At 73.1% G+C, this 12,715-nt stretch carries 13 protein-coding genes; 3 read left to right on the forward strand and 10 right to left on the reverse strand.

The window, feature by feature from the left end:
• Nucleotides 1-32 precede the first annotated feature (32 nt).
• Together ACH5HR_RS14255 and ACH5HR_RS14260 are read right to left on the reverse strand one after the other, a co-directional pair.
• A complete protein-coding gene (locus ACH5HR_RS14255) occupies nt 33-812 on the reverse strand; it encodes an SDR family oxidoreductase (protein ID WP_416478447.1) in 780 nt (259 codons plus the stop codon).
• An 88-nt stretch (nt 813-900) separates the two neighbouring features.
• A complete protein-coding gene (locus ACH5HR_RS14260) occupies nt 901-1,482 on the reverse strand; it encodes a hypothetical protein (RefSeq protein WP_416478448.1) in 582 nt (193 codons plus the stop codon).
• A 177-nt stretch (nt 1,483-1,659) separates the two neighbouring features.
• Here ACH5HR_RS14260 and ACH5HR_RS14265 point away from each other — a divergent pair, with 177 nt between their 5' ends.
• Nucleotides 1,660-2,211, forward strand: coding sequence for a dihydrofolate reductase family protein (locus ACH5HR_RS14265; protein ID WP_416478450.1), 552 nt, complete (start codon nt 1,660-1,662; stop codon nt 2,209-2,211).
• 40 nt (nt 2,212-2,251) lie between these two features.
• Here the strand turns inward: ACH5HR_RS14265 and ACH5HR_RS14270 are convergent, their stop codons facing one another.
• From ACH5HR_RS14270 to ACH5HR_RS14295, 6 genes are all read right to left on the reverse strand, one after another.
• Nucleotides 2,252-3,319 (reverse strand): serine hydrolase domain-containing protein, encoded by a 1,068-nt coding sequence (locus ACH5HR_RS14270; RefSeq protein ID WP_402376930.1) that lies wholly within the window; start codon nt 3,317-3,319, stop codon nt 2,252-2,254.
• Between the two features lie 110 nt (nt 3,320-3,429).
• Entirely contained in the window at nt 3,430-4,017 is a 588-nt protein-coding gene (locus ACH5HR_RS14275; RefSeq protein ID WP_416478451.1) for a hypothetical protein, read from the reverse strand.
• Nucleotides 4,018-4,040: 23 nt separating this feature from the next.
• Nucleotides 4,041-4,850, reverse strand: a complete 810-nt coding sequence (locus tag ACH5HR_RS14280; RefSeq protein WP_416478453.1) for an SGNH/GDSL hydrolase family protein — start codon at nt 4,848-4,850, stop codon at nt 4,041-4,043.
• Nucleotides 4,847-6,046 (reverse strand): glycosyltransferase, encoded by a 1,200-nt coding sequence (locus ACH5HR_RS14285; RefSeq protein WP_416478455.1) that lies wholly within the window; start codon nt 6,044-6,046, stop codon nt 4,847-4,849. The genes ACH5HR_RS14280 and ACH5HR_RS14285 overlap by 4 nt, the downstream gene beginning before the upstream one ends.
• 4 nt (nt 6,047-6,050) lie before the next feature.
• On the reverse strand, nt 6,051-7,175 hold the full coding sequence (locus tag ACH5HR_RS14290; protein ID WP_416478457.1) for a glycosyltransferase family 4 protein: 1,125 nt from the start codon (nt 7,173-7,175) through the stop codon (nt 6,051-6,053).
• 96 nt (nt 7,176-7,271) lie between these two features.
• On the reverse strand, nt 7,272-8,579 hold the full coding sequence (locus tag ACH5HR_RS14295) for a glycosyltransferase 87 family protein (protein ID WP_518486618.1): 1,308 nt from the start codon (nt 8,577-8,579) through the stop codon (nt 7,272-7,274).
• An 85-nt stretch (nt 8,580-8,664) separates the two neighbouring features.
• On the opposite strand from ACH5HR_RS14295, the gene ACH5HR_RS14300 reads away from it, so the two are divergent.
• Nucleotides 8,665-10,005, forward strand: coding sequence for an Nramp family divalent metal transporter (locus tag ACH5HR_RS14300; protein ID WP_416478459.1), 1,341 nt, complete (start codon nt 8,665-8,667; stop codon nt 10,003-10,005).
• A gap of 113 nt (nt 10,006-10,118) precedes the next feature.
• Nucleotides 10,119-11,372, forward strand: a complete 1,254-nt coding sequence (locus tag ACH5HR_RS14305; RefSeq protein ID WP_402376914.1) for an acyl-CoA dehydrogenase family protein — start codon at nt 10,119-10,121, stop codon at nt 11,370-11,372.
• 156 nt (nt 11,373-11,528) lie between these two features.
• Here ACH5HR_RS14305 and ACH5HR_RS14310 read toward each other — a convergent pair whose 3' ends face one another.
• Nucleotides 11,529-11,936 (reverse strand): hypothetical protein, encoded by a 408-nt coding sequence (locus ACH5HR_RS14310; RefSeq protein ID WP_416478460.1) that lies wholly within the window; start codon nt 11,934-11,936, stop codon nt 11,529-11,531.
• Between the two features lie 35 nt (nt 11,937-11,971).
• Nucleotides 11,972-12,676, reverse strand: a complete 705-nt coding sequence (locus ACH5HR_RS14315) for an NAD-dependent epimerase/dehydratase family protein (RefSeq protein WP_416478461.1) — start codon at nt 12,674-12,676, stop codon at nt 11,972-11,974.
• Nucleotides 12,677-12,715 lie beyond the last annotated feature (39 nt).

Genomic DNA, 12,715 nt, shown 5'->3' on the forward strand with positions numbered 1-12,715 from the left:
GTTGTCCGAACACGGTCAAGCGCGCCGGCACGTCAGGCGATGAGCGACTGGCCCCCGTCGACGAACACTTCGGTGCCGGTCACGTGGCTCGCAGCGTCCGACACGAGGTAGGCGATGGCGTCGGCGACCTGCGCGGCCTCGCCCGACTCCTCGCCGGTCAGCGGGATCTGACCCTCCGGGTAGTCGGCCTCCACGCCGAGGTCCTCGGTGTTGCGCTGCTCGGTGTTGTCCTCAATCTGGGTGTCGATCGCGCCCGGGCAGACGGAGTTCACGCGCACGCCGCGCGGACCCAGCTCGACGGCGGCCATGCGCGCGAACGCCACCTGGCCCGCCTTGCTCGTCGCGTAGGCGGAAGCGCCGGAGTTGCTGAACGTGCGCGTCCCGTTGATCGACGAGACGACGATGACCGCGCCGCCCTGCCGCACGAGCAGGGGCACCGCGTATCGCACGGTGTGGAACGTCCCGGTGAGGTTGGTGTCGATCGTGCTGGCCCACTCGTCCGGCTCCAGCTCCTCGAGCGGGGCCCAGACGCCGTTGACACCGGCGTTCGCGACGACGACGTCGAGTCGGCCGAGCTCTTGATCGACCCGTGCGAGCACGTCGCGGACCATGGCGGCGTCCTCGACGTTCGCCGCCACCGGGAGCGCCGTGCCGCCGTCGTGCCGGATCTCGGCCGCGATGTCGTCCGCGCTCTCCTGCCGGTGCCCGAGCGGCACCACCGTGGCGCCCTCGCGGGCCAGGCGCACCGCCGTGGCGCGCCCGATACCCGATCCAGCGCCCGTGACCAGCGCGACCTTGCCGTCCATCGTCATCGTGCCCCTTCCGTGGTCGACGCCTCGACGCTAGCCAGGGCGGGGGCACCTCGCGCGCCGGGGGACTGGCCTCATGGAGTCGGGCGGTTCAGCCGGCCTGTACGCCGGACTCATGGTCCGGGCCCGTGATGGTCGCGCCGGCAGCAGGCTCGTCGTCAGAGCGCAAGGCGGTCCGGCGCCCAGGACGGAGGAACGACAGCACCAGCATGACCCCGGTCACGGCGTAGGTGGCGGAGCTCAGCGCTCCCTGGTGGGCCCACGCGACGACAGCGGGCATGGATTCGGAGGCATCGATCCCCGACACCGCGACTAAGGCGCTGAAGGGGAGCTGCGACGTCGCCATGAGGTAGGCGGAGAGGACGATGAGCGTGAGCGTCGCTGTCCACAGCGGCAGCTTTCCTCGCCGGGACGATGCCGTCGCGTGGGAACGCCAGGCAAGGAGGAAGGCGACCGCCACCAGGACGACGACGCCGACGCTCGACCACAGTGGCGGCGTCGGGGGTGCGAAGGACGTGATGGTGCCGTCCCACGCGAGCACGGCGCCAGCCTTCGCGGCCTCGGCATGGAGGGCGAGATAGCCGATTGCGACGACGTACGCCGCCGCCCCGACGACGGCGCTCAGCGACCTGAGCGCGAGACCTCCCGCTGTGGGCGTCGTCGGTGGGTGCAAGCTCGTTCTCCAGCATGAGGTTCGGACCGGGTCGCCGACCGTACCGGCCCGCCCGTCAAGGTAACAACAGGGACACCGCTGGGACGACAGGCGGACACCCAGCAGCAGCCCGATGAGTCTTGCCACTCGCCCCGGTCCAACTCTGTACCCAGGTTCGCGCGCAGACAGGAGGACGAGATGGCCAAGGTGATCGCCGGGGCGACGGTGTCGCTGGACGGGTTCGTCGAGGACGCCGAGGGCAGTGCCGCTGCCCTGTACTCGGACTTCGAGGAGCTGGCGGGCAGCGAGTACATGAAGGCACTGCAGGACGAGACGGGTGCGGTCCTCATGGGGCGGCGCACGTTCGACATGGCTGAGGACCCCGACGACTACGCGGACAACTACGAGTTCCAGGTGCCGATGTTCGTCGTCACGCATGAAGCCCCGCCCGTCACGCCGAAGAGCAACGGACGCCTGTCGATCACGTTCGTGACCGACGGCGTCGAGGAAGCGGTGAAGCGAGCGGTCGAGGCAGCCGGAGACCGGGACGTGACGTTCATCGGCGGCGCCGACGTCTTCGGTCAGCTCCTCGCGGCGGGGCTCGTCGACGAGCTGTCGATCGACGTCATGCCGGTACTTCTCGGTGACGGCGTGCGCCTGTTCGCCGGCGGTCCGGCGGTGACCCTGGAGAAGGTGAGCGCTCAGGAGATCGGTGTGCGCATGGCCCTGCGCTACCGCGTCGTGCGCTGAAGGCGTGGTGCGCTGAGGGGCCAGGGCGCCGTCGTCCGCGTCAGGCCGACGCGGCGAGCAGCCCGGCGATGCGCGCGTGGAGCATGAAGCTCTGGTTCATCCGGCGGTAGGTGTGGAAGTTGAGCACCACGTGGGCGTCCCGGCGCGGGTAGTAGAACATGTGGGTGGCGAAGTGCCCGAGGCCGCCGATCGGCTCGTGGAGCCCGCGCAGGAACGGCGGGGTGAACTCGGCGAACCGCACGGTCACCATGCCGGCGCCGTAGTGGATCCCCCGACGACGGCGGTGCCGCGGCGAGGCCATCCAGCGGAGCGTCTCGGAGGACACGAGCTTCCCGCCGTGCAGTGCGCGTTGGAAGCTGACGAGATCTGCGGGCGGGGCCACGATGCCGCCGCCCGCCCAGTCCAGGCTGACGCTGAGCGCGCGGCTGAGCTCGTGCCGACCGAGCCAGAACGGTGCGACGTCGAGCCCTTGCAGGTCTGCGGGGGTGCGGGCGTCGCTGTAGGGCGTGGAGCTGTGCTCCATCTCGCTCGGCTCGAAGACTCGCCGCCGCAGCAGGGAGTTGAACGGCTCCCCGGTCAGCTCCTCGGCGATCCGTCCCAGCAGCACGAACACCGTGTCGCCGTAACGGAACCGCTCGCCGGGACGCCCGACGGCGGGCAGTCGGCGCGCTTCGTCGAGCAGTTCCGCCGGGGTCCAGCGACGATCCGGTTGTGTCCCGGCGGTGCTGGCCGAAGGGCCGGTCTGCGTGCCGCGGGGCGGTTCGAAGTAGTCGGGGAGTCCGCTGGTGTGCGTGAGGAGGTGTTCCACGGTCACCTCGGAGGCGACGTCGACGCCCGGTGCACCGGGCAGCCCGTCGATGTCCGCCGCCGGGAGGACCTTGCCGAGCGGGCTGTCGAAGCTCAGCAGCCCCTGCTCGACCAGCCCGGCGATGAGGGTGGCTGTCATGACCTTGCCGACGCTGGCCGCGTGGAACGGCTGCGCACCTCCGGACTCGACCTGCCATTCGGGTGCGACCACCAGCACCTGCGGCGGTGGCATCGAGCCTCGGCGCCGAGCCTTCCGATCCAGCGACGCTTGCAGCCGGTCGGCCGTGTCCTGGCGTGCCATGGTGCCTCCCTCGTGGACATCTCTCATAGACAGGTCTACTAGATATGTTGCAGAGGGTCAACGTCTTCTGAGGGAGGGCAACCAGGTCACCCGAGTGGCCGGCCTCGTGATCAGCAGCGGGCGACCGCCCGCAGCGCCATCGCCCGGCGGATGAGGATGACCATCGCGACCAGGTTGAGCAGGCTGGCGGTGAGGCTGAGCGCCCACGCCTGGTCGACGATGTGCGCGACGAACCCCATGGTCCCGAACAGCGACACGCACAGCAGCAGGAGGCCGAGGCCGACCACGCGCCACCGATGCGGATGCCCGACGAGCAGCACCAGACCGGACGCGACCAGGAGCCCGGCGGCTACGGCGCCGGATCCCCCGCCCCACACGAGGGCGGGCGGCGACAGGATCGTGACGACCACCGCAAGCGCGACCGTGAGCCAGAACAGCGGTCCACGACGGTAGGAGCGGGCGCGGATCGCGCCGATCACCGCCGCGACGGGCGGTCCGAGGACCACGATCCAGACGAGCCACGGCAGCCTCCCCGAGGTCGTCCACGGGTAGTCCGCCCATGCTGCGGGCACCACCACGCCGACGCCCAAGCCGACCGCCGCCGCCACGAGGACGCTGCGCTCGGCCCTGCGGGCCTCGTCCGTCAACGGGGCGTCGACGCTGTCGAACAGATCGGCAGGGCGAGGGATGGTCGGCACGGTCGAGGCTCTCCGTCGGAACACTAGTAGCGACGTTTACGGTAACGCCGTTTACTGTTGTTGGAAGCGCCCCGCAGGTCGTCGACGACGGCGCGTACCAGGCCGGGCAGGAAGTCGCGGCCGCGGCGCAACGCCCAGGGCACGCCGGCGAACGCGAGCCAGGCAGCGCGCTCCCACGCCGGCGGCGGGGGCGGCGGAGCGGGCAGCCGCGACAGCTCGGGCAGCGAGACGTGCAGGGCGCGTCCCGCCGTGACCGCGAGGTGCCGGTGGCCCAGGGGAGAGGGGTGCACGCGGTCGACGTACCAGGCGCCGAGCCCGGCGGGACGGATGGCCTCGGCGACGTCGAACACCACCACGCCCGGCGTGCACCCCGACCCGCCCGCGTGCCGCGCCGCCACCGTCCGGACGGCAGTGTTCACCGCGTCGATCCGCGCCCGCATCACCGACCGGATCCGGCCGCCGCACAGCTCGAACAGCCCGATGGGCGGCAGGGTCGCGAGGACGACGGCGGCGCCCCGGCCGCGCAGCGCGTCGACGCAGATGGTGAGTCGGCGGGCGACGTCGGCGGGGGAGAAGTCGCTGCGCAGCGCGTCGTTGCCCCCGATGACGAGCGTGGCGAGGTCGGCCCCGGAGGCGAGGGCGAGGTCGAGCTGCTCGGCGATGACGGTCTGCGTCCGCGCGCCGTTGCGGGCCAGGTTCTCGAACCGCGCCGAGTCGGCGAGCAGCGCGAGGTGCGCCGCCCAGCCGGGCCCGTGCGCGGCGTCGGGCCCGACGGCGTCGCCGACGCCCGCGGTGATGGAGTCGCCGAGAGCGACGACGGCCGGCCCGCTCACCGTGCACCCGCCAGGGCCGGCGCCGTGGCGTGGAGGGCCAGCATCGCCTCGCCCGTTGCCGACCACGGGAACAGCTCGGCCCGGGCTCGTGCCGCCGCCCGTCGCCCACCCGCGTCCCGGGAGAGCACCTCGCGCACCGCCAGGGCCAGCGCCTCGGGCTCGGGGGCGGCGCTCGCCCCGGCGGGGCCGACCACCTCGGGCAGCGCGCTGGTCGCCGAGCACACCACCGGCGTCCCCGAGGCCAGCGCCTCGAGGGCCGCCAGCCCGAACGTCTCGATCGGTCCGGGGGCGACGACGACGTCGGCGCTCGCCAGCAGCGCGGCCACCCGGGCGCGGTCGGGCACGAACCCGAGGAACCGGTGCCGGATGCCGAGCTGCTCGGCCCGCACCCGCAGCGCCGTGGAGCGTGGGCCGCTGCCAGCCACGACCAGCCGCACGGGTACACCGTCGGCCACGAGCCGCCCGACCGCCTCGACGGCCAGGTCCACCCGCTTCTCGCGGGAGAGCCGGCTCATGACCAGCACGACGGCTTCGCCGCGCGGGGCCGTCCGCCGTCGCAGGTCCGCGTCGAACCGGTCCGGTGTGAACCGCTCGAGGTCCACCCCCAGGGGCACCCGGTGCAGCGGCGGCAGCACCGTGGCACCCGTGCGTCCGTGGCGCCGCCCGACCAGGCGCTCCACCTCCCCGGCGGCGAACGCCGTGGTGGCGACCACCCGGTCGAACCGCCCGAGGGTCGCCAGGTTCCAGCGGTCGGCCACCAGGGGAGCCAGGCAACGGCCGACGGGCCCGGGCCGCGCGCCGCTGCCCGCACCCGGCCAGAACGCCGAGAGGACGCCGTCGAGACGTTCGTGAAGCATCAGCAGGGACGGCACCTCGGCCTCGCGCGCCCACAGGCCGATCCCCGTCAGGGTGGCGCGGTCGGAGACCTCGACCCGGTCCGGCGCCAGCGCCTCCAGCACGGAGCGCACCGCACCGGGGCGGACCACGGCCCGGTAGCCCGGCACACCCGGCACCCGCGGCGCGGCCATCTGCACGACGCGAAGGTCACCGTCTCGCCGTTCGGCCGCCGTCGGGCCCGGGACGACGAGGACCGGCTCGTGGCCGTGGGCGAGGTACTCGCGGGCCAGGGCGTGCATCGCGGTGCGGATGCCGCCCGACCGCGGCGCGTAGGCGTTGGCGACGTGGACGATCCGCACGGGGTCAGACCTCCGCCGAGACGCTGATCGCGGCCTCGTAGTGCTCCATCAGCTCGTGGCACACCTTCGCCCACGTGCGCCCGAGCGCTCGCTCCCGGGCGGCGGTCCCGAAGGCGCGGCGCTTGCGGTCGTCGCCCAGCAGGTCGTCCACGTGGGAGCGCAGCGCGGCGTGGTCGCCCGGCGGGTACAACCAGCCGGTGTGCGAGTGCGCGACGACGTCGATCGGCCCGCCCGCTGCGGGCGCGACCACGGGGACGCCCGAGGCGTTGGCCTCCTGCAGCGTCTGGCCGAACGTCTCCAGCTCGCCGGGGTGGACGAACACGTCGAGGCTCGCCATGGCGCGGGCCAGGTCCTCGCCCTGCAGCAGCCCGGTGAAGTGCGCGTCGGGCAGCAGCTCCTCGAGCAGCGCGCGTTCCGGACCCTCGCCGACGACGACCAGCCGGACGTCGTCGCGGCCGGACAGCACCCGCAACGCCTCCACCTGCTTCTCCACGGCGAGGCGCCCCACGTACCCGACGAGCAGCGGCCGCCCGGCGCCCACCGCCCGCCGCCAGGCGTCGTCGCGGGCCTCGGGCCGGAACTGCACGGTGTCCACGCCGCGGCCCCAACGGAGCAGGCGCGGCACGCCGCGGGCACGCAGATGGTCGATCGTGGGGCTCGACGGCGCGAGGGTGACGGTGGCGCGCTCGTGCAGGTTGCGCACCCGACGCCACAGCAGCGGCTCCAGGTGGCGCATGCCGTACCGAGCGGCGTAGCTGGGCACCTCGGTCTGGTAGACGGCGACGGTGGGGATCCTGAGGGCCTCGGCGGCCTGCATGCCGCGCCAGCCGAGCGTGAACGGCGAGGCGAGGTGGACGACGTCGGGCCCGAACGCCGCGAGCGTCCGCTCGATGCGGGCTCGCTGGCCCATCACGACACGCACGTCTGCGTACCCGGGCAGCCCCACGGAGGGGATCTCGACCACGGGCGCGCCGTGCGCGAACGGTGGGACGTCTCCCTCGTCCGAGTCGGGGGCGAGGACCAGGGCCTCGTGCCCGCCCCGGCGGAGATGCTCGAGGACCCGCAGCACGGAGTTCGTGACCCCGTTGACCTGCGGGAGGAAGGACTCTGCGACGATCGCTACCCTCACGACTCGAACTGTCGTGGCCCCGGGTGTCGAACGGGGGTGGCGCAGGCGACGTGTCGCCGTCGCGCCGTCGAACGCCGGGCGAACGTTGAGGCGGAACTACGCGTTGCGGACGGCGCCGAGCCGCGCGATCCGCCAGGCCGCCCCGGCCATGAGGACAACCAGTGCGAGGTTGCGCAGGGCCTCGACCACGATCATCCAGGTGGCGCCGTCCAGGAAAGGGCCGTACGCCACGGGGTACACGAGGTAGGTGCCGTACGCGACCAGCACGATGCCGAGCGCGGGCGGCCACCAGGCCCGCAGCGCCCGCCCGGCGGGCAGGGTCGCCAGAGCGACCGCCACGGGCGGGCCGATCCACGCCACGAACTGCGGCGAGCCCACCTTGTTGAACACGATGAGTGCGACGAGCTGCGCCGCGGAGGACAGGAGCACGATCTCGTAGGCCCGCTCGGGACGCCGTCGGGCAGCCCACCAGGTGAGCGCGGCGAGCGCCACCACGGCCAGCGGCAGGATCCAGTCGAGGGCGTCGGCGACGCTGCGGGCGCCGGAGCCCTGGAACTCGTAGGTGAAGATGTCGTCGTTGTACTCGATCGTCACGGCCGGGTCCCAGAGCCGAGCCACGGAGAACCACGTCCCGGCCACGGACTCCGCCTGCAGGGTGCGGGCGCCCTGCTCGCCGAACACGCTGAGCGCTCGCGTGCCGGCTCCCCCGGCCAGCGCGACCCCGACGACGACGGCGGACACGATCGCTCCCGGGACGACGACGGCGCGCAGCAGGTCGCGCGCATCGCGGCGGGTCGCGGCGATGGCGACGACGACGGCGCCCGGTGCGATCTTGATCCAGGCTCCGGCGGTGGCGACGGCGGTCGCGATGCGGGGATGCCGCCGAGCCAGGACGAGTGCGGCGAGGATCATCGGGGCGATGACGCCGTCCAGCCGGCCCACGAAGATGGGGCCCAGCGCCAGCAGGAAGAGCAGCCACCACCAGGCGCCGAGGGCCCCGCGCGGGGTCGACCGGACCAGCAGGACCGTCGCGGCCGCGTTGAGCGCCACGATGAGGGCCGTCCACACGATCTCGTAGCCGAGCAGGTCGTCGGTGACGAGGGAGGGCGCGACCACCGGTACGAGCGCTCCGGCGGGGTAGACCCAGTCGTAGTCCAGGACGGGCCACTCGCCGGTGCCGAGACCGTGGCGGGCCCACCACTCGTACAGGGTGACGTCGCCGAAGATCGTGTACTGCCAGGTGATCGCCTCGTGCACCAGGCGCGCGTGCACGATGACGAAGGCGAGCGCCAGCAGCCAGGGAGACTGCAGGAGGCTGCCGCCACGGTCGCGGTGCTCGGTGGGCGACGACGGCGATGACGACGACGGCGCGTCGGTGGGCGGGTCGGCAGGCACGGGGCACATCGTGCCAGACCGGCACGGACCGGCGCGGGATCTGACGGGTTTCGGATGCGGCCTGCAGCGTCTATGGTTTCGGTTACCCGAAACCATGCCTGGCCGTCGTCGCCGAAGGAGCCCTGTGAGCACCCGTACCGCACCACCCGAGCGCGGCCTGCGCCGCCTGCGCGCGCTGGCGCTGCTCGGCCCGGCCTTCGTGGCCGCGATCGCCTACGTGGACCCCGGCAACGTGGCCGCGAACCTCACGGCGGGCGCCGAGTTCGGCTACCTGCTGGTGTGGGTGCTCGTCATGGCCAACGCGATGGCGGTGCTCGTGCAGTACCTGTCGGCCAAGCTGGGCGTCGTCACCGGCCGGTCACTGCCCGAGGTGCTCGCCGACCGGATGTCCCGCCGCGGCCGGATCGCCTACTGGCTCCAGGCCGAGGGGGTCGCCATGGCCACGGACCTGGCCGAGGTGATCGGCGGGGCAATCGCGCTGAACCTGCTGTTCGGCGTCCCGCTCGTGGTCGGCGGGCTCATCACCGGTGCGGTGTCGATGGTGGTCCTCGCGGTCCAGCAGCGCCGGGGCCAGCGCATCTTCGAGACGGTGCTGCTGACCATGCTGGGCGTCATCACCGTCGGCTTCTGCGCGGGCCTGCTCGCGGCCCCGCCGGACGCCGGGGCCGTCCTGGGCGGCCTGGTGCCCCGCTTCGAGGGGACGGACTCGGTGCTCCTCGCCGCGTCGATGCTCGGTGCCACCGTCATGCCGCACGCCATCTACCTGCACAGCTCGCTGGCCCGCGACCGGGTGCGTCACGACGCGGCACGGCGGGCCGCGATAGCCGGGGCGACGCCGTCGGACGTGGCGACGGCGGCCGGTGCGGCGCCGTCGGACCCTTCGGCCGTGCGCCGCCTGCTGCGCGCGACGCGCTGGGACGTGGTCGCGGCGCTGATCATCGCGGGCGGGGTCAACATCGCGATGCTGCTGCTCGCCGCGGCCAACCTGCCGGGCCGCACGGGCACGGACACCATCGAGGGGGCGTACGCGGCGATCTCGGACTCGCTGGGACCGCTGGTCGCGGTGCTGTTCGGCGTCGGGCTGCTGACCTCGGGGCTGGCGTCCACGGCGGTCGGCGCGTACGCGGGCTCGGAGATCATGGCGGGCCTGCTGCGGGTACGGGTGCCGCTGCTGACGCGGCGCCTGGTGACGCTGATCCCGGCGCTGCTGCTGCTGGCCACCGACATCTCGCCCACCTACCTGCTGGTGCTCAGCCAGGTGGTGCTGAGCTTCGGCATCCCGTTCGCGATGATCCCGCTGGTGCGGGTCACGCGGGACGCGGGGCTGCTGGGCGAGTTCCGCAACGGGCGGCCGATGCAGGTGGTCGCCTGGGCGGTGGCGGCGGTGATCGTGGGGCTCAACGTGACGCTGCTCTGGCTGACGATCGCAAACTGATACGCCGTATCGCTTGACTGAGACTCCGTCGCGTCGCACTATGATGGGAGACCGACGCCGTCGTCACCAGCCTCTGCGGCGGCGCGGTCGCCCCCGTGGAAAGTGAGACGCGCATGCCCCGCACCGCCCCCGTCCTGCCCGGCGTCACCGCGCCCGAGTACGACGTCTCCCAGCCCCTGGACCTCGACTACGCGGCCGCGTTCGCCGACGTCGCTCCGGCTGAGCGCGAGCACCAGCTCGCCGTGCGGCAGTTCGTGCAGGACGAGGTGCTGCCCGTCATCGACGGCTACTGGGAGCGGGCCGAGGTCCCCTTCGACCTGGTCACCAAGCTCGCCGAGCACGACTTCCTGCGCGACGGCGTCGACGTGCCCGGCCGCCCGAAGGTCTCCTTCATGGCCGAGGGCCTGGCCAGCATGGAGATGTCTCGCGGTGACGGCTCGGTCGCCACCATCTGCGGCGTCCAGGGCGGTCTCGCCCTGCGCTCCATCGTCATGCACGGCTCGCCCGAGCAGATCGAGCAGTACGCCGAGCCCATGGCGCGCGGCGAGGTGCTCGGCGCGTTCGCGCTCACCGAGCCCACCCACGGCTCCGACTCGGTCTCCCTGGAGACGACGGCGCGGCCCGCCGTGCGCGACGGCGTCGAGGGCTACGTGATCGACGGCGAGAAGAAGTGGATCGGGTTCGGCTCCTGCGGCGACATCACCGTGGTCTGGGCCCGCCTCGACGACCCGGACGCCGGCGACCGCGACGGTCAGGTGCACGGCTTCATCGTGCCGCAGGACGCCCCCGGGTACACCGGCACCACGATCGAGGGCAAGATGGCGCTGCGCGCGATCTGGCAGGCGCACATCGAGCTCGACGACGTGTTCGTCCCGGCCAGCGCGGCCCTGCCCGGCGCCACCTCGTTCAAGGCGACTGCCGCCGTCCTCTTCGCGACCCGCCTCGCCGTGGCATGGTCCGCCGTCGGGCAGGCGATCGCCTGCTACGAGGCGGCCGTGCAGTACTCGAAGCAGCGCGTGCAGTTCGGCAAGCCGCTCGCCGCCAAGCAGATGGTGCAGGAGCGCCTCACCCGCATGCTCTCCACCATCACGCAGATGCAGCTCCTGGTCGGCCGGCTCACCGAGCTCGCCGACGCCGGCGAGCTCACCGGCGAGCAGGCGTCGCTGGCCAAGTACACCTGCACCCGGGGCGCGCGCGAGGTGGCGTCGGTCGCCCGCGACATGCTCGGGGGCAACGGCATCCTGCTCGCGAACCGCGTCGCGCGGCACTTCGCCGACATCGAGGCCCTGCACACCTACGAGGGCACCGAGTCGATGAACGCGCTGATCGTCGGCCGCGACATCACGGGCATCTCCTCCTTCGCCTGAGACGTCCCCGACCAGCTCCCGGCGTGGGTCGACGCCGGTCGTGTGCATCACCGCCGCCGTCCACCAGCCGGCGAGGCGGTGCACCTGCGGCGAGCGCCGTCCCGAAAGATCCGGGGCGGCGCTTCGTCGTCGGGCGTCGGAGTCCGGGCCGGCCGGTCAGCCGGGCCGGCGGAAGGCCTGTTCGCGGGCGTGCTCGTGGAGGCGTTCGAGCAGCGCGAGCTGGCGTCGTGCCACCGCGGCGAGCCGGGCGAACCGCTCGGGTTCGAGCCCCAGGTCGTCGGCGTACTCCTCGAGGGTCTGCCAGCCGCCCAGCTTGCCCGTCACGGCTGATCGCATGAGCTCGATCTCGAGCATCACCGTCAGCGGTGACCGCTCCGTCAGCCGGCCGTTCAGCTTGAGGCGGCCGAGCCGTTCCCCGACGCCGGCGACCACCTGTCGGTAGCGACGACGGCGGATGCGCAGGGTGGCCAGCAGCGTGCGGTAGAGCTGCCGCTCGCCGCGGATCTGCTCCGTCAGCTCGGCGATGTCGGCGTGGAACGGGGTGTCCTGGTACGAGCCGGCCATCCGTTCGATGCGCCCCAGCCCGGCCGTGGCGCCGGTCAGGTGGTCGGACAGGTAGAGCCCGAGCAGATGGCACCCATGCCCATGTCGAGCCAGCCGGGGTCGGCCGGCACCGCGTGGGCGGCGTAGGCGAGTGCGAGGGCGGTGCGCACGGGGGCGAGCGGCCCGACGAAGTACCGCACGATCTCGTGCCCGGCGTCGCCCTGGAACACCAGGGCCGTGCGCAGGCGGGCGACGCCGACCTCGGGGTGGTCGCGCTCCAGCTCGTCGAGGACGCGTTCCTGGGCCGCCTTGTCCACGCTGTAGTGCGAGGTGGGGATGCCCGTCGTGGGCCAGTCCTCGCGCCGGGTGGCGTCGTCGTCGACCGTCGCGTAGGCGCCCACCGAGGAGGCGACCACGAGGTGCGGCACGCCGGCCCGGACCACCGCGGCGGCCACCCGGCGCGTGCCCTCCACGTTGGTGCGGCGCAGCAGCTCGCGGTCACGGTTCGGCTGGATCAGCCAGGCGAGGTGGACGACGGCGTCCGCCCCGCGGAAGTGCGTGGCGAGCGTGTCGACGACGCTCTCCTCGTCGGGCTCGGAGATGTCGAGCGCCGCCCAGTCGGCGTCCTGGTACGGCGCGGAGGTGCGGTCCGGCAGGCGGCGGGCGATGCCCAGGACGGAGTCCACCTCGGGTGCGGACCGCAGGGCCCGCAGCACGGCGGTCCCGACGTTCCCCGACTGACCCACGACGACGATGCGCATGCCTCACCGTGGCATCGGAGGCCGGTGGACGAACGGCGT

The sequence above is a fragment of the Isoptericola maris genome, from assembly GCF_048065335.1.
Classification (GTDB): domain Bacteria; phylum Actinomycetota; class Actinomycetes; order Actinomycetales; family Cellulomonadaceae; genus Isoptericola; species Isoptericola rhizosphaerae.